Source organism: Nonomuraea sp. NPDC049750, assembly GCF_040659625.1.
Taxonomy (GTDB): domain Bacteria; phylum Actinomycetota; class Actinomycetes; order Streptosporangiales; family Streptosporangiaceae; genus Nonomuraea.
Window position 1 is genome coordinate 595,663 of sequence record NZ_JBFANB010000001.1, and the last position, 16,226, is coordinate 611,888.

The following is a 16,226-nucleotide window of genomic DNA, read 5'->3' on the forward strand; positions in this document are numbered from 1 at the left end:
ACTTTGTCGCCGCTAAAGGGAAACGAAACTCCAACCTCCTGTAAAACGCGATTGCCAGCCTTTTTTCCTGGGCACTGAGAATCGAGAGCCGAGGAAAGGATCATCCATGACGCTCGTTCTCGGCACGTCTCTCCAGGAACGGGACGAAGCCGGCCGCGCGCTGGCGGAGGATGCCGAGCTGATCGCTCGCGCGTGTCATGCCGTGGCCCTGCGCTTCCATCTGGGAGGCCGGTTGCTGAGCTTCGGCACCGGTCAGTCCGCGGCCGACGCGGCGCATCTCGCGGTGGAGTTCGTTCATCCGGTGATCGTGGGGAAGCGCGCCCTGCCGGCCATGTCGCTGGCCAATGACGCGTCGGCGATGAGTGGGCTCGCCCGCGCGGGAGTGTTCGCGACCCAGCTGCGGCTGCTCGGGCGTACCGGGGACATCGCGGTGGGCATCACGATCGACGACGACTGTGACGAGGTGGCGGCGGGGCTCGCCGTGGCGCGTGAGATGGGCATGACGACGCTGGCGCTGACCAAGGCGGGCGGGCTCGACAGCGCGGTGGTGGATCACCTTCTCACGGCACGCAGCCGTGATCCGCGGGTCGCCCGCGAGCTCCATATGACGACATATCACGTGCTGTGGGAGTTGGTGCATGTGTTCTTGAACGACCCTCTGCTCACGGCGACGGAGGTCTCCCGATGACCTCGCCGGAAGATCCGGACCAGTCGAGTCCGGTGACTTCGCCAGGAGATTCGGGCCGGTCGAGTGCGGAGTGTCCCGATGAGGTGTGTCTGACCTGCTCGGACACGGCCGTACCCGTTCGGATCGTCGCCCTGCTGCCCGGCCACCTCGCACTGGCCGACACCGCCGTCGGTGCGGAGGAGATCAGCGTGCGGCTGGTCGACGCGCGGGCCGGTGACGTGGTCCTGGTGCACGCGAAAGAGGCCATCGCGGTGCTGGAGAGAACAGCGCCCGAAAGAGCGGTGCCGGAGTGAGCGGTGCTGGAAAGAGCGGTGCCGGAGTGAGCGGCTCTGGGGAGAAGGCTGTGAGCGACGCGCTCTATCCCTTCCTGTCCGCTGCGGCGGGCGATGTCGACTCGCTGCTGGCCACGGTGACCCGTTCCACGGCGGAGAAGGCCAGGGAGATCGTCGCGCTGCGGCGGGAGGTGCTCACCCTGCTCGGCCCCCGGATCGCCGCGTGCGCCGGGGCGCTCGCCGCGGCATTCGCCGGCGGCGGTCGACTCTTCACCTTCGGGAACGGGGGCAGCAGCACCGACGCGCAGGCCGTGGCCCACCTGTTCCTCGCTCCCGGCCACGGACACAGAGGGCTACCGGCGATGTCGCTGACGGCCGATGTCGCGCTGCTGACCGCGCTCACCAACGACATCGGCTTCGACGCGGTCTTCGCCCGGCAGCTCGCCGCCCTGGGCACCGGTACGGACATCGCGATGGGCATCTCGACGAGCGGCGGCTCGCTGAACGTCGTGCGCGGGCTCCAGGAGGCCGAACGCCTCGGCATGGTGACGGTCGGGCTCGCGGGCTCGGGAGGCGGCCAGCTGGCCGAGTGCGGTGCCGTCGATCATCTGCTGGTCATCCCGTCCTCATCCGTACATCGGATCCAGGAGGCGCAGGCCACCGTGTGCCATGTGCTGTGGGAGTCGGTTCGGCGGGCACTGGACGAGGCGGACTGACCGTTGGACCCGATCGTGCGCTCCCGGATCCGGGTCGAGGGCATCGTCCAGGGCGTGGGGTTCCGGCCGTTCGTCCACGGCCTGGCCGTCCAGTACGGCCTGTCGGGCACGGTCGGCAACGACGGCTTCGGGGTGTTCATCGAGGTCGAGGGTCCAGCGGAGGCCGTGAACGCGCTGGTCGAGGCGGTCCGATGGAACGCGCCCGCGTTGGCGGTCGTGGACCGGGTGAGCGTGGAATCAGTGCCTCCCACGGGCGCCCGCGGCTTTCGCATCGTCCCAAGCGAGACGGGCGGACCTAGAGAGACGGGCAGACCGAGCGAAACGGGTAGATCAGGCGGGACGTGCGTACCGAGCGAGATGGGTAGACCAGGCGGGACGTGCGTACCGAGCGAGACGGGTAGACCAGGCGGGACGTGCGTACCGAGCGAGATGAGCGTCCGCAACGAGACCGGCGGACCAGGTGTGATCGGCGGCGCCCCGCGCGCGCACGTGTCGCCGGACGCGGCGACCTGTGACGACTGCCTGGCCGAGCTGTTCGACCCGGCCGACCGCCGCTACCGCTACCCCTTCGTCAACTGCACCAACTGCGGCCCCAGATTCACGATCATCACGGCCATCCCGTACGACCGGGCCGCGACCACCATGCGGACCTTCGCCATGTGTACGGCATGCGCGGCGGAGTATCGCGATCCCCGCGATCGTCGCTTCCACGCCCAGCCGGTGTGCTGCCCCGCCTGCGGTCCCACCCTCGTCCTGCACACGTCCGACGGCACGATGGTCGCGGGCGATCCGGTGTCCGAGGCGGCGGCGCTGCTCCGCGGTGGTTCCATCCTCGCGGTGAAGGGACTCGGCGGCCATCATCTCGCCGTGGACGCCGCCGACGAGGACGCGGTGGCGGCGCTGCGGGCCCGCAAGCACCGTGGCGACAAGGCGTTCGCCGTGATGGCGCCGGACCTGGCCACCGTACGCGAGCTGTGTGAACTGGACGGTGAGGCGAGCGGGGTGGTCGCCGCCCTCACCGGCGCGCGCCGCCCGATCGTGCTGCTGCCACGACGCCCCGGCTCGCCCATCGCCGTCTCGGTGGCGCCCGGCAACCGGGACATCGGCGTGCTCCTGCCGTACACGCCCCTGCACCACTTGCTGGCCCGCGAACTGGGCCGCCCCTTCGTACTGACCAGCGGGAACCTGTCGGGCGAGCCCATCGCGCACCGCGACGAGGACGCGCGGCGGCTGGCCGCCGACGCCTTCCTCACCCACGATCGGCCGATTCACGCGGGCCTTGACGACTCGGTGGTCCGGGTCTTCCGCGACACGGAGGTTCCGGTACGGCGAGCCCGTGGGCACGCTCCCGCGCCGCTCGCGCTGCCCTGGACGTTCCCCCGCCCGGTTCTCGCCTGCGGAGCGCAGCTCAAGAGCACCTTCTGCCTGGCGACGGGCAGCCACGCGTTCGTCTCCCAGCACCTGGGCGACCTGGAGAACTACGCGACGATGCAGGCCTTCGCCGGCGGCGTCGCCCACTTCCGGCGGCTGTTCGGGATCGAGCCGGAGGTGGTGGCGCACGACCTCCACCCGGAATACCTGTCCACCAAGTACGCCCTCACCCTCGACGGCGTCCAGCCGCTCGGCGTACAGCACCACCACGCCCACATCGCCTCCTGCCTGGCCGACAACGGCGAGAGCGGCCCGGTCGTCGGCGTGGCCCTGGACGGCACGGGGTACGGCACGGACGGCACGATCTGGGGCGGCGAGCTGCTCGTGGCCGACCTGGCGGGCTTCGAGCGGGCCGGGCACCTGGAGCCGGTGCCGATGCCCGGCGGCGTGACGGCGATCAGGCAGCCCTGGCGGATGGCCGCGGCCTTCCTGCACAGCGCGTACGGCCCCAAGGACTTCGACGACCTCGACGTGGTCCGCCGCAACCAGGACCGGTGGCCGGCCGTGGCGGCGCTCGTGGCGAACGGCCCGGCGCAGCGGGTGACGTCGAGCGCCGGGCGGCTGTTCGACGCGGTGTCCGCGCTGCTCGGGATCCGGGACACGGTCACCTACGACGGACAGGCGGCGGTGGAGCTGGAGCAGCGGGCCGACCCGGGCGTCCGCGGCGGCTATCCGGTCGACGTCGCCGGAACGGTCATCCGCAGCACCGACCTGATCCGCGCGGTCGTCGGCGACCTTCGCCGGGGCGAGGCGTCAGAGGTGATCGCGGCGCGCTTCCACCACGGGCTGGCCGAGGCGGTGGTGACGGCCACGACGCGGGTCGCGGCCACCAACGGGCTGGAGGTGGTGGCGTTGTCCGGCGGGGTGTTCTGCAACACCCTCCTCCTCGGCGCCGTGGTCGACGGGCTGCGCCGCCACGGCCTGCGCGTCCTGCTGCACCGGCGCATCCCCTGCAACGACGGCGGCATCAGTCTCGGGCAGGCCGTGGTGGCGGGCGCTCGGGATCGAGCGACCCGCTGAACACGACACCGGGTGTCAGCAGATGCGCGGCAGCGGGTCGCCGACCAGCAGGTCCACGATGCGGGTGCCGCCGAAGGCGGTCCTCAGCAGCACCAGTCCGGGCGGATCCTCCCCGACCCACCCGATGATCGCGGCCCCGGCGCCGACCGGATGGCCGCGCATGATGTCCACCGCCCGCTCGGCGTGCTCGCCGTCGACGACGGCGACCAGCCGCCCTTCGCAGGCGACGTACAGCGGGTCGATCCCGAGCAATTCGCACATCCCGGTGACGGCGGGCTGGACCGGTACGGACTCCTCGTCCATCACCACGGAGACGCCCGAGGCGCCCGCCACCTCGTTCAGCACAGTGGCCACCCCGCCACGGGTGGCGTCCCGCAACGTCCGCACCTGGGTGGGGAGGGCGTCCAGCAGCTCGGCCACCAGGCCGTTCAACGGGGCGGTGTCCGAGACCGTGTCCGCCTCGATGCCGAGCTCGCCACGGGCCAGCATGATGGCGACGCCGTGCTCGCCGATCGGCCCGGACACGATGACCGCGTCACCGGGCCGGGCGGCGGAGATGGACGGCGTGGCCGGGCGTTCGACGACGCCGACCCCGGCGGTGGTGATGTAGCAGCCGTCGGCCTTGCCCCGCTGGACGACCTTGGTGTCGCCGGTGACGATCGTGACGCCCGCCGCCTCCGCCGCGGCCGCCATCGAGGCGACGATCCGCCGCAGGTCGCCGACCGGGAACCCCTCTTCGAGAATGAACCCGGCGGACAGGTACAGCGGACGGGCCCCGCACACCGCGAGGTCGTTCACGGTGCCGTTGACCGCCAGGTCGCCGATGTCGCCGCCGGGGAAGAACAGCGGGGAGACCACGAACGCGTCGGTGGTGAACACCGCGCGGGAGCCGTTCAGCGCCAGCGTGGCCCCGTCCTCCAGCGGGGCGAGCAGCGGATTGCGGAACGCCTCCAGGAAGACCGCGTCGATCAGGGTCCGGGTCGCCTTGCCGCCGGAGCCGTGCGCCAGGGTGATGCGTTCCTCCCGGACCACCGCGCGGCGGCGCCGTACGCGCTCGATCCGGTCGAGGACCTGCTTCTCGGTGGTCATGCCCGGGTCGCCTCCCGCACTCGTTCCCGGCTGAACCGGCCGAAGTTGTAGTACGCCGCGCACGCTCCCTCCGACGAGACCATGCAGGTCCCGATCGGCGTCTCCGGGGTGCACGCGGTGCCGAACACCTTGCACTCCCACGGCTTGAGCACTCCCTTGAGCACTTCGCCGCACTGGCACGCCATGGGATCGGCGATGCGCGTACCGGGGATGTCGAAGATCCGCTCCGCGTCGAAGGCGGCGTACTCCTCGGCCATCCCCAGCGCCGAGTGCGAGATGAAGCCGAGCCCCCGCCACTCGAAGTGCGGGCGCACGCGCATGACCGTCCCGATCGCCTCCATGGCGATCCGGTTGCCCTCCCACGGGACCACCCGCGCGTACTGGTTCTCCACCTCGCCACGGCCCTCGGCCAGCTGGCCGAGCAGCAGGTCGACCGCGTGGAGGATGTCGAGCGGCTCGAACCCGGCGACCACGAACGGCTGCCGGTAGTCGCGCGCGATGAACTCGTACGGCCGGCAGCCGATGACCGTCGAGACGTGGCCGGGCCCGATGAAGCCGTCGAGCCGCAGGTCGGGCGAGTCGAGGATCGCCTTGACGGCCGGGATGATCAGGACGTGGTTGCAGAAGACGGAGAAGTTGTCGATGCCCTCCTCGGCCGCCCGCAGCACGGTCACCGCCGTCGACGGCGCCGTGGTCTCGAAGCCGATCGCCATGAACACGACCCGCCGGTCCGGATTGTCCCGGGCGATCTTGAGCGCGTCGAGCGGCGAATAGACCATCCGGATGTCGGCGCCCTGGGCCTTGGCATCCAGGAACGTGGCCGCTCCCCCGGGCACCCGCATCATGTCGCCGAACGACGTCATGATCACATCGGGTTGCCGGGCGATGTGGACGGCGTCGTCCACCCGGCCCATGGGGATGACGCAGACGGGACAGCCCGGCCCGTGCACGAGCGTCACGGCCTCCGGCAGGTAGTCCTCGATGCCGTGCTTGTAGATGGTGTGCGTGTGTCCGCCGCACACCTCCATGAACTTGTACCGGCGTCCCGGCTCGCACCGGGCGGCTATCCGCGCGGCCAGCGCGCGGGCCGCGTCGGCGTCGCGGAACTCATCGACGAAGCGCATCGCGCTCCTTGCAGAGGAGGGTCATGAGATGTCCGATTCCTTGAGCGCGTCGATCTCGTCGGTGTAGGCCTGCCCGAGGCCGTGCAGCATGTCCATCACGGCCTTGGCCTCGGACTCGGAGATCTTCGACAGGGCGAAGCCCACGTGGACGAGCACCCAGTCGCCGGGCTTGAGGTGGTCGTCGGCGAGCAGCCCCATGTTGATGCGGCGGCGTACCCCGCTGACGTCCACCATGGCGAGGTCGGTGTGCTCCTCGACGTCGCCCACCAGCTCACCGGGGATCCCGAGGCACATCGGCTTCCTCCTCGAACCGGTCTGATTCCAGGGCCGACCCGTCCTTGAACTGGACCGATTCCAGGACCAGCTCGTCGCCGCCGCGGACGTCCACGTCGTCGTCGCCGCATCGCGCGCAGACCGCGAGCACGTCGACGGACTCCGACTGGTGACCGCAGGCCCCGCAGTCCACGGTGACGGGCGTGACGACGAGGTCGAGCGCCGCCCCCTCGGCGGCGCTGCCCTCGGCGGCGAGCGCGAAGGCATGGTCGAACGCCTCGCCCACGACCGCGTGGCGGGCGCCGATCCGGACCCGCAGCCCGGTGACCCGCCGGCCGTCCGCCTGCTGCCGGACCAGGTCGACCAGGCCCTCGCACATTCCTAGCTCATGCATGAAGTGCCTACATCCTTCTCATGTTCAGGTAGCGCTTGATCTCCGGCCATTGCGCGGCGATCATCGCGACGGCCGCGCACAGCGTCACCAGAGCCACCACAGGCCCCTTCCTCATCCGTTTCCACCTCCTCGGTTTTCGGTAACCCCGCTCCATCGATGGCTTCGATCAAGTCTCGACAAGGGATCGGACCGTCTTGAGTGCCGGGCCGAGGGCGGCGCGTACCGGCTCACTCAGCTCGACCAGCACGTCTTCGTCCGGCGCCCCGGTCATCACGGTCTCCGGTTCGCAGGCGACGACGAGCACCCGGCGCGGTATCCGGCCCAGCTCGGCGGCCAGCCGGAGCACGCGTACCGGGTCCATGCCGTGGGTCTCCATGGGCACGCCCGCCTCCGGCTCGGCCGGTTCGAGCACGGTCAGCGTCCCGGGAGCCTCCCCACGGGGCGCGGCGTCCACGAAGATCACCGTGTCGTAGTCGCGTTGCAGCGCGTAGGCCAGGTCCATGCCGCGGATCCCGAAGTCCACGACGTCCACTCCGGGAGGCAGGTCCTCGGCCGCCAGCAGCCGCGCCACCTCGACGCCGAAACCGTCGTCGCCCAGGAAGATGTTGCCGATGCCCGCGACCAGGACGCGGGCGGGCTGGCTCTCCGCGACGATCGGCTCCACCTCCTCGGCGGAGTAGAAGAACCGGTGTCCGGGCAGTTTCGCCTCTCCCAGGTCGCGGCCGGGATCCTCCTCAAGGGTGACGGCCAGGTGGAGGGCGCCCGCCTCGTCCTGTTCGACGCTCTCGACGACGGCCACCCGGCCGCCGAGCGCGAGGTCGAAGACGTCGGCGCGCGAACGTGGGCGCAGCCGCACCCGGCTGCCCGCGCCGAGCGTCACGCCGTCCACGATCACCGTGTCCGGGCCCCGTCGTTCCATCCGGGCCCAGAAGTCATCCGTCGCGGTCATGTACCGGCTCCTGTTCGATCAGCGGACGGATCTCGCGTACCGTGCCGTGCAACCGCATGAGCCGCTCGGGTGTGAGCGAGGCGCATCGGTCGAGGATCTCCCTGGCCCGGGGATCGCCGTCGCGGATCTCCCGCCGCTCCTCCTCGGTCAGGGCGAGCACGCTCAGGGTGAGCAACTGGTCGATCTCGGTGGCGTCGAAGAGGTCACCCGGGCTCTCCGGCGCGATCCGGGGGTAGTCGTACAGGATGATCGGCGCCGACAGCATGGTGTGCCGCTCGCCCTCCTCACCCACCAGAACCGGCCAGGCGCCGGCGTTGTCGCAGCCTTCCGCGAGCGGCCGCAGCTCCTCCGGCGGGTCGGTCAGGGAGACGAACCCGCCGCGCGGCGCGTGCAGGACCGTGTGCGCGGAGAGGAACGCCTGTTTCAGCCCTTCGGTACGGCTGCCGCCCGCCCAGCCGGTCGTGTTGGCGACCTCGACGGTGATCCGGAAGAGGCCGGGCGCCGGGCGCTCCGCGCTGATCTCGACCCGCCCGCGCAGCCCCCGCCAGCTGCGCGAAAGCGCCCCGACCCCGCGCCCGTCCGGGCCGATCAGCCATTCGACGTCCCCGCCCTCGGGTATGTCGATGTCCACCACGGCGGCCCGCCGGACGAGACCCGCGAGGTCGAGCCCGAGCGCGGCGACCTCCCGCTCGGTCGCCTCGTCCCTGGCCACGTGGCGCTCGCCCCCGGCCGTCAGCTCCGCGACCGGCACGAGCTCCTCGCCGGTGCCGCGCGCGACCTGGCGGGCGACGGAGTGCAGGAAGCACACATGGACGTCGACGGTGTCGGCCGGGTCCGCCTCGATCAGCACCTGGGTGCGCATCAGCGAGGAGTCGCCCGTCTCGGCGCACCGCTCCGGGTAGACGCCGCCCAGGGTCCAGCGCTGCGCGTTCTTGAGCGCCGAGGGGCGGTAGGGCCACAGCAGGTAGCCCTCGTACAGCACCGCGCGCGCGACCTTTGTCACCTGGTCCATCGGTCAGCCCTCGCCCTGTCCACGTGCCAAAAGCGCCGTCACGACGTCGTCCCAGGTCGCCAGCGTGTGCCGGACCTTGTAGTCGTACAGCCGGTCGAAGGCGTCGCGGTCCAGCCGGAGCCAGGCGCCGCGCGGGAAGTAGTGCTCCATGACGTCCTTCCAGACCTGGACCGGCATCCGGAACGCGACGTCGGTGTCCCACGGGATCCGGGCCGCCCGCAGCAGGCCGGCGTCAAGGTAGAAGATCGTCCCGCTGAACAGGAAGGTCAGCGGGACCTCACCGTCCGGCAGGCAGTGGAAGTACTTGGCGACCGCTACCTCGAAGTCATACGTGCAGGCCACGTCGATGCTCGCCACCGTGTGCCCGTCGAAGCCGGGCACCTGCGTCACCGTCCGCGCCCACAGCAGGCTCCTCGACGTCCGGCCCCAATCCTCGGGCGCGCCGAACAGGTCGGTGAGCCGCCGCCGGGTGGGCGGGTCGTACTGGCGCCGAGCGGCGTCGATGCGGATGTGGGTGTCCAGCGCGACGGTGCGGATCGGCGACGGGCCGGCGCCGTCGATCCGCAGCGTGAACCGCACCGTCGGCACCGCGGCGAACTCCACCGCCTCGGCGCTCTCGATCACGAACCTGAGCGCCGGCGGCGCGTCCTCCCGCGTGGCGAAGGCGGAGTCCGGCCTCATGCCGGGGACAGGTTGGGCATGGCCGGGTCGATCGGGTCGTGGTCCTTCGGGTTGATCCCGGTGGATCGCGCCGCCGTCGAGCGGCCGTCGGGAAGGTGACCCGGTTGCTGCTCGTAGTTGCCGACCGAGTTGCCCTCGTGGACGCCCTTCAGGTGCGCGGTCATGTCGGGCCGCGCTTGGGGGCGGCCCACCTTGATGGAGCCGGTCATCGTGGAACTCCTTTCGACACGCCCATGGGCATGGGCTTGGCTCGGCGCCGCAGCTCGGTGAAGAAGGCGCCGACCTCGTTCCAGACGGCCTGGCCGCCGGCCAGGCCCTTCCAGTGAGACCTGAGCACGGCGACGAGGGCGAAGCAGTCGTCGATCGGCACCAGCCAGTGGTCTCGCGCGTCGCGCGTCCGGTTGACCAGCAGCGCCTCCACGTCGGGGGCCAGCCGCCGCAGCACGGGGTTGGCCTCCTCCACCGCGGCCCAGGCGGCCGGCTCGACCGCGGCCTCGACCGCGCCGGCCGGGCCGGGGTATCGGATCACGGTCCGGCCCTCGGCCGAGTCGTGACAGGCGAAGGCCATCTGGACGGGAATGTCCAGGGCCGCCCAGGTGGCGTCGTCGAGGACGAAGTCCGGCAGGTACCACCGGCGGTCGGGCACCAGGCGGTAGCGGTCCCCGTCGGCCGGTGGATGCTCGAAGAGCAGCGCGCACGGGCGGCAGGCACAGCGCGGTTCGCGGACCGCCGGTTCGAGCAGGTGCCGGTGGTCGGCGGGGATGGGCGCGGCACACAGCTCGCACCGGCAGAGGCTGTCGTCGTGGTCGGCCGCAGACTGGTCGGCCGCGGACTGGTCAGCCGCAGGCCGGTCGGCCGCGGACCGGCCGGCCGCATGTCGCTCGGCCGTCCGGTCGATGAGGCCGCGCAGACCCCCTCGTGCCATGTCGCGCTCCCTCACCACGTCCGCGCGCCGGGGTCGCGGCGCAAGGCGTCGATGGAGATCAAGACGGGTGGCGGGCCGATCTCCTCGATCTCCACCCGGTCAAGCTCCGGGGCCGCGTTGCGGATCGCCTCCTCCAGCAGAGCCGCCCGATCGGCAGTGCCGCAGCCGCCGCGACCGCGCAGGAGTCGTACGCTCGCCACACCGTCCGCCACGGCCACCGTCTCCACGGCCGCGCCGCCGAGCCGGGGCCGTACACCGCTCACGGCCTTCTCGACCCGGGCGGACACGTCCAGCGGGTGCAGGTCGTGCAGCACCAGCAGGTAGGAGACCAGTTCGTCCTGCGCGAGCGCCGGCCCGAGCCGTTCCCCGCCGATCGCGACGATCCGGGCGAGCGCCTCGCCGTACAGGTCGAGCAGCGCCTGGAGCACCTCGATGGTGGACTCCGGGTCGGGCAGCGACTCGACGCCGTCCAGCAGGGCGTCCACCCGGGCCAGCCGGTCGGCCACCTCACGGTCGGTCAGTGACATCGTCCGCCCCTAACCGGAGAAGCTCGTGCCCAGCGTCGGGGAGTGCACCTGCTTGAGCACCTTCCCGTCGCCGAGGTACATGTGGACGCCGCACGGCAGGCAGGGGTCGAAGCTGCGGACCGTACGCATGATGTCGATGCCCTTGAAGTTCTCCGGGCCGTTCTCCTCGAAGATGTGCATGCCCTGGACCGCGTCCTCGTACGGACCGGGAGTGCCGTAGACGTCCCGTGGGCTGGCGTTCCACGGTGTGGGCGGGTACGGGTGGTAGTTGGCGATCTTGCCGTCGCGAATCACCATGTGGTGGGACAGAACCCCGCGCACCGCCTCGTGGAACCCGCAGCCGATCGCGTCATCGGGCACGTCGAAGTCGGCGAAGACCCGCGTCCGGCCGGCGCGTACCTCGGCCATCGCCTGGTCCAGGAAGTGGAAGGCCATCGCGGCGGAGTAGGCGACGAAGTAGATGCGGGCCCGGTTGCGCTCGATCGTGTTTGACCATTTGGGGATCTTCCACTCGAACCGCATCTCCGGCAGGACCGCGCTCTTGGGCAGGTTGATCTCCACGCTGCTGCCGGTCGCCCGGACGCCTCCGGTGTCGACGATGCCGGCCAGCGCCGTCGTCCAGAGCCGCGCGAGGGCCCCGCCCCCGGTGTCGAGCGCGAGGTGATCGCCCGTGCGGTCGTCGTACCAGCGGGGGCTCATGACCCAGCTGTAGTTGCCGCCCGCCAGGTCGCGCTTCTGCGGCTTCGGCAGTGTGGTCTGGTTCCACGGATGACGCCGGTCCACCGGGTTGCCCAGCGGGTCGTGGGTGACGAAGACCTCCTCGTTCACCCAGTCGTCGTAGAACGAGCTGCCCAGCAGGATCCGCATGCCGAGGTTGATGTCCACCAGGCTCGTGGTGCGCAGCTCGCCGTCCAGGACGATGCCCGGAGTGACGAACATGCCCCGGCCCCACTCGCCCATGTTGCGGTAGTCGTAGTCGACCACGGCCGGGTCCTGGAACGAACCCCAGCAGCCCAGCATCGTCCGCCGCCTGCCGACCTCCTCGTAGCCGGGCAGCGCCTCGTAGAAGAAGTCGAACAGGTCGTCGTTGACCGGGACGACCTTCTTCACGAAGTCGAGCACCCTGAGCAGCCGGGACAGGTAGTCGGTGAACAGCTGGGGTGTCGCCACCGTGCCCACGCCACCCGGGTAGATCGTCGAGGGGTGTACGTGCCGCCCCTCCATCAGGCAGAACATCTCCCGGGTGACCCGGCTGACCTGCAGCGCCTCGCGGTACATCGCGCCGGTGAACGGGTTGAACGCCCGCATGATGTCGGCGATCGTCCGGTACCCGTGGATGTCGCCGTGCGGTGCCTCGGTGGTCTCCGCCCTGCGCAGCAGGGTGGGGTTGGTCTCCTTGACGATCTGCTCGCAGTAGTCGACGAAGACCAGATTGTCCTGGAACAGGGTGTGGTCGAACATGTACTCGGCCGCCTCGCCGAGATTGATGATCCACTCGCCCAGCGGCGGCGTCTTGACGCCGTAGGCCATGTTCTGGGCGTAGACCGAGCAGGTCGCGTGGTTGTCGCCGCAGATGCCGCAGATGCGGCTGGTGATGAAGTGCGAGTCCCGCGGGTCCTTCCCGCGCATGAACACGCTGTAGCCCCGGAACAACGAGGAGGTGCTCTTGCACTCGACGACTTCCTTGTTGTTGAAGTCGATCTTCGTGTAGATCCCCAGGTTGCCGATGATGCGGGTGATCGGGTCCCAGGACATCTCGACCAGCTGCCGAGTCTCCTGAGCCTCCTTGGATCGGATGGTCACCGCGACGTTCCCTCTCCCCTAGCTGTGGTCCGGTTGGTAGCCGCTGGTCAGCTCAGGCCGGTTGTGGCGCCACTTCGGCTCCTTGTTGACCGTCCTGTTGGTGATGCCGCGCAGCTTGCGGATGAACGACCCGTACGCCCCGGTGGCGGTGGAGGAGACCAGCGCGCCGGGTGGCTGGTCCATGAACGGCATGAACTTGTCCGGGAAGCCGGGCATCGTGCAGCCGATGCAGATGCCGCCCACATTGGGGCAGCCGCCGATCCCGCCCATCCAGCCGCGCTTGGGGACGTTGCAGTTGACCACCGGCCCCCAGCAGCCGACCTTGACCTGGCATTTGGGGGAGTTGTAGTCCTTGGCGAAGTCGCCCTGCTCGTAGTAGCCGGCGCGGTCGCACCCCTCGTGCACCGTCTTGCCGAACAACCAGGTCGGTCGCAACTCCTTGTCCAGGGGGATCATGGGAGCCAGCCCCGCGGCCTGGTACAGCAGCCAGGTCAGGGTCTCCATGAAGTTGTCGGGCTGCACCGGGCAGCCCGGCACGTTGATGATGGGCAGCCCGCCCGCCGAGCGGAAGTCGTGGCCCAGGTAGTCGCCGAGTCCCATGCTGCCCGTCGGGTTGCCCGCCATGGCGTGGATGCCGCCGTACGTCGCGCAGGTGCCGATCGCGACCACCGCCCACGCCTGCGGCGCGAGCCGGTCGATCCACTGGTTGACGGTGATCGGCTGTCCGGTGACCGGGTCGTTCCCCATGGACGTCCAGTAACCGTCGCCGTTGATCTGCTCGTTGGGGATCGACCCCTCGACCACGAAGACGAACGGCCGTAGCTGGCCCTCCGCGGCCTGGTGGAAGGGTGCCATGAAGTCCTTGCCCGTCTCCGCCGCCAGCACCTTGTTGTGCAGACGCACCTTCGGCAGTCCGGGCACCAGGCCGAGAAGGACCGCTTCGAGGCTCGGATTGGAGGCCGCCGTCACCGAGACCGTGTCGCCGTCGCAGCTCATGCCCTCCGAGGTCCACAGCACGTGAACCTCGTCCACAGCGGTTTTCGTCGTGGTTTCGCTCATGTACCCGGCCCTCGTCTCGGCAGCTGGGGGAATGCCGTAGGTATCGCCCCTAATGACAACGAGTAAGCGTTCGATGCACATAGTGACCACGTCGATGGAGAAATGCGGACGACCAGGTCACTTCCCTTACCGATTCCTGCACATTCGGGGGCCCGGTCCGCATGATGCGCCCGCGTGGACCAGGAGCATGTATTATCCATACTATTTAGGTAGGAATAAGGGAATGCAAAGGGTCGGTGAGCAGCGGTGTCCCACTCCACGTCGTCGCCTAGCCTCGACTCCATGTCGAACCCCACGGACGTTCCCGCTGCCCTGCTCCCCGACCCTGACCGCGCGACCGTCGCGATCGCGCCGCCGATCGCGGGCGAAGGGCACTGGGCGGGGGGTCCCAGCGCGGTCGCGGCGGACGGGCTGATCTACCTCGCCTACCGGATGCGCCGCCCCGTGGGGGAGGGACGCGGGTACGCGGTGGTGGTGGCCCGTTCAGTGGACGGCGAGCGGTTCGAGACCCTGACGACGATCACCCGCGAGGAGATGGCCGCCGAGTCCCTGGAACGGCCCACCCTGGTACGCACCGAGGACGGGCGCTGGCGGCTGTACCTGAGCTGCGCCACTCCGGGCACCAAGCACTGGCGGGTGGAGGTGCTGGAGAGCGACGACCCCGCCGGATTCGACCCGCGCTCGCGCGAGACCGTCCTGCCCGGCGACCCCAAGACCGGCGTGAAGGATTCGGTGATCGTCCGGCGCGACGGGAAGTGGCACCTGTGGGCCTCCTGCCATCCGCTGGCCGACTCCGACGAGGCCGACCGGATGGTGACCGACTACGCCACCAGCGCCGACGGCCTGGAGTGGACGTGGCACGGCACGGCGCTGAGCGGGCGGCCGAGGCTGTGGGACGGGCGGGGCGTACGGATCAGCTCGGTGCGTTTCGACGGCGACCGGGTGCTGGCCTTCTACGACGGCCGGGCCAGCGCGGCCGAGAACTACGAGGAGCGCACCGGGATCGCCATAGGGACCGACCCCGGCGAGCTGACCCCGGTGGGGACCGCCCCGGCGGCCATGTCGCCGCACGCGGGCGGCGGCCTGCGTTACCTCGACATCGTCGACCTGCCGGACGGCCGGATCCGGCTGTACTACGAGTACACCCGCGCCGACGGAGCCCACGAGCTGCGCACCGAGCTGCGCTGAGTTTTTTGGACCGCTGATCGTCAGGACGGGTGCGGGCGCCCGTTCCTGGACTGCCGCTGGCCGGGCGGCCGGCTGCCGACCAGGCCGCCCGAACGCTCCCTGGGCCTGAGCCAGTCGCTGAAATCCTCGCCGGTGACCCGCTGAAGGAGCCGGATGTCCTCGATGAAGTACGGAATGAGCTGCCGCCGCTGCTCCCAGGTCAGCGGGCGGCGCGGGGCGGCCCGCCGCTGAAGCAGCTGCTCGACGGGATCGGCCAGAGTGCCGGGCAGGAGTCGCCGGACCGAGGACAGCACCGCGTGCCGCGGGCTCGCGGCGGGATGCGCCGTCACGTTCTCCCTCGGCATCTCGGTCAGCAGCCCCCGCTCCACCCCGAGGAAGCCGCAGATCCGGTCGAGCGTGTCGGCCGGCCGGTCGACGAGGTCCCGGTAGCGGAAGAGCAGCACCTGCTCGCGCGGGAACAGCTCGTACAGGGCGGCCAGTTGCTCGCCGTACCTGCCGAGTCCCACGTAGTGCCAGAAGTGCGCCCACCCGGCCGCGATCCGTTTGCCCTCCGCCTCGCAGGCGCGCACCACGTCGCCGATCGGTTCGAGCCCGGCCGACCACAGGTGGGTCCAGTTGGAATGGGCGCGCTCGACCGGGTCCCGCACGATCACGATGAGCCTGGCCTGCGGGATGGCCGCCTTGATGCGCCGCTGCGCGTCCCGGTCGTACAGGTAGAAGGGCGTGCACTCGCCGGCCAGCGTCCCGGCGGGCGCCGCGGCGAACAGCGCCTCGTAGTCCGTACGGCGCCAGACGTGCTCTCGGTACGTCTCCACGTCGCCGGGCCCGCCCCCGGCCGGTGGCGGGCCGTCGGTGAGGAAGTACTTGGGCTCCTTCACCTGTGGCAGGAAGAGCTGCGGATGCCGCTGGAGAGCGGCGTGCAGGGCCGTCGTTCCCGCCTTCGGGACCCCTACGACCAGGAAGTTCGGCATATCCACGGTCATCCCTCCAAATCCCGGCGCTTAACATCCAATTTCCTACCAGTTATATAGGATGTTCAAGTAGGCAATCGGACAGGGGATGCTCACCGTGTGAG

General features: G+C 70.4%; 18 protein-coding genes. 5 read left to right on the plus strand and 13 right to left on the minus strand.

Annotation, left to right across the window (positions count from 1 at the left end; translation table 11 throughout):
* Positions 1-106: 106 nt before the first annotated feature.
* Genes AB0J16_RS02810 through hypF form a run of 4 tightly spaced genes read left to right on the plus strand, consistent with a single transcriptional unit; the run spans position 107 to position 4,127 of the window.
* Positions 107-688 carry an SIS domain-containing protein gene (locus tag AB0J16_RS02810; RefSeq protein ID WP_358533934.1) on the plus strand — a complete coding sequence of 194 codons (582 nt, stop codon included), beginning with the start codon at positions 107-109 and terminating at the stop codon, positions 686-688.
* A complete protein-coding gene (locus AB0J16_RS02815) occupies positions 685-981 on the plus strand; it encodes a HypC/HybG/HupF family hydrogenase formation chaperone (RefSeq protein ID WP_358533937.1) in 297 nt (98 codons plus the stop codon). Before AB0J16_RS02810 ends, AB0J16_RS02815 begins: the two co-directional genes overlap by 4 nt.
* 50 nt (positions 982-1,031) lie before the next feature.
* On the plus strand, positions 1,032-1,676 hold the full coding sequence (locus AB0J16_RS02820) for an SIS domain-containing protein (protein WP_358533940.1): 645 nt from the start codon (positions 1,032-1,034) through the stop codon (positions 1,674-1,676).
* A 15-nt stretch (positions 1,677-1,691) separates the two neighbouring features.
* Positions 1,692-4,127 carry a carbamoyltransferase HypF gene (gene hypF, locus AB0J16_RS02825; RefSeq protein ID WP_358533945.1) on the plus strand — a complete coding sequence of 812 codons (2,436 nt, stop codon included), beginning with the start codon at positions 1,692-1,694 and terminating at the stop codon, positions 4,125-4,127.
* 15 nt (positions 4,128-4,142) lie between these two features.
* Here the strand turns inward: hypF and hypE are convergent, their stop codons facing one another.
* The 12 genes from hypE to AB0J16_RS02885 all read right to left on the minus strand — a co-directional run bounded on the left by hypE (position 4,143) and on the right by AB0J16_RS02885 (position 13,963).
* Positions 4,143-5,216: a hydrogenase expression/formation protein HypE gene (gene hypE / locus AB0J16_RS02830; RefSeq protein ID WP_358533947.1), complete on the minus strand. Its 1,074-nt coding sequence runs from the start codon at positions 5,214-5,216 to the stop codon at positions 4,143-4,145.
* Positions 5,213-6,340: a hydrogenase formation protein HypD gene (hypD, locus tag AB0J16_RS02835; protein WP_358533950.1), complete on the minus strand. Its 1,128-nt coding sequence runs from the start codon at positions 6,338-6,340 to the stop codon at positions 5,213-5,215. The genes hypE and hypD overlap by 4 nt, the downstream gene beginning before the upstream one ends.
* Positions 6,341-6,361: 21 nt before the next feature.
* Complete coding sequence (locus AB0J16_RS02840) at positions 6,362-6,634, minus strand: HypC/HybG/HupF family hydrogenase formation chaperone (RefSeq protein ID WP_225301603.1); 273 nt, start codon at positions 6,632-6,634, stop codon at positions 6,362-6,364.
* Positions 6,612-7,007, minus strand: a complete 396-nt coding sequence (locus tag AB0J16_RS02845) for a hydrogenase maturation nickel metallochaperone HypA (RefSeq protein ID WP_358533952.1) — start codon at positions 7,005-7,007, stop codon at positions 6,612-6,614. Before AB0J16_RS02845 ends, AB0J16_RS02840 begins: the two co-directional genes overlap by 23 nt.
* A 166-nt stretch (positions 7,008-7,173) precedes the next feature.
* Positions 7,174-7,956, minus strand: coding sequence for a hydrogenase maturation protease (locus AB0J16_RS02850; RefSeq protein ID WP_358533954.1), 783 nt, complete (start codon positions 7,954-7,956; stop codon positions 7,174-7,176).
* The gene (locus tag AB0J16_RS02855; protein WP_358533957.1) at positions 7,940-8,968 is read right to left on the minus strand and encodes a hypothetical protein; all 1,029 of its coding nucleotides are present in this window, start codon (positions 8,966-8,968) and stop codon (positions 7,940-7,942) included. Before AB0J16_RS02855 ends, AB0J16_RS02850 begins: the two co-directional genes overlap by 17 nt.
* Before the next feature lie 3 nt (positions 8,969-8,971).
* Positions 8,972-9,649: a DUF6084 family protein gene (locus tag AB0J16_RS02860; RefSeq protein ID WP_358533960.1), complete on the minus strand. Its 678-nt coding sequence runs from the start codon at positions 9,647-9,649 to the stop codon at positions 8,972-8,974.
* Positions 9,646-9,858 carry a hypothetical protein gene (locus AB0J16_RS02865; RefSeq protein ID WP_358533963.1) on the minus strand — a complete coding sequence of 71 codons (213 nt, stop codon included), beginning with the start codon at positions 9,856-9,858 and terminating at the stop codon, positions 9,646-9,648. Before AB0J16_RS02865 ends, AB0J16_RS02860 begins: the two co-directional genes overlap by 4 nt.
* On the minus strand, positions 9,855-10,574 hold the full coding sequence (locus AB0J16_RS02870) for a DUF5947 family protein (RefSeq protein ID WP_358533966.1): 720 nt from the start codon (positions 10,572-10,574) through the stop codon (positions 9,855-9,857). The genes AB0J16_RS02865 and AB0J16_RS02870 overlap by 4 nt, the downstream gene beginning before the upstream one ends.
* Before the next feature lie 11 nt (positions 10,575-10,585).
* Positions 10,586-11,101: a NifU family protein gene (locus tag AB0J16_RS02875; protein ID WP_358533969.1), complete on the minus strand. Its 516-nt coding sequence runs from the start codon at positions 11,099-11,101 to the stop codon at positions 10,586-10,588.
* Positions 11,102-11,110: 9 nt separating this feature from the next.
* Positions 11,111-12,904 (minus strand): nickel-dependent hydrogenase large subunit, encoded by a 1,794-nt coding sequence (locus AB0J16_RS02880; protein WP_358533972.1) that lies wholly within the window; start codon positions 12,902-12,904, stop codon positions 11,111-11,113.
* Positions 12,905-12,922: 18 nt separating this feature from the next.
* The gene (locus tag AB0J16_RS02885) at positions 12,923-13,963 is read right to left on the minus strand and encodes a hydrogenase expression protein HypE (RefSeq protein WP_358533975.1); all 1,041 of its coding nucleotides are present in this window, start codon (positions 13,961-13,963) and stop codon (positions 12,923-12,925) included.
* Between the two features lie 282 nt (positions 13,964-14,245).
* On the opposite strand from AB0J16_RS02885, the gene AB0J16_RS02890 reads away from it, so the two are divergent.
* On the plus strand, positions 14,246-15,151 hold the full coding sequence (locus AB0J16_RS02890; protein WP_358533978.1) for a hypothetical protein: 906 nt from the start codon (positions 14,246-14,248) through the stop codon (positions 15,149-15,151).
* A 20-nt stretch (positions 15,152-15,171) separates the two neighbouring features.
* Here AB0J16_RS02890 and AB0J16_RS02895 read toward each other — a convergent pair whose 3' ends face one another.
* Positions 15,172-16,134: a sulfotransferase gene (locus AB0J16_RS02895; protein ID WP_358533981.1), complete on the minus strand. Its 963-nt coding sequence runs from the start codon at positions 16,132-16,134 to the stop codon at positions 15,172-15,174.
* Positions 16,135-16,226 lie beyond the last annotated feature (92 nt).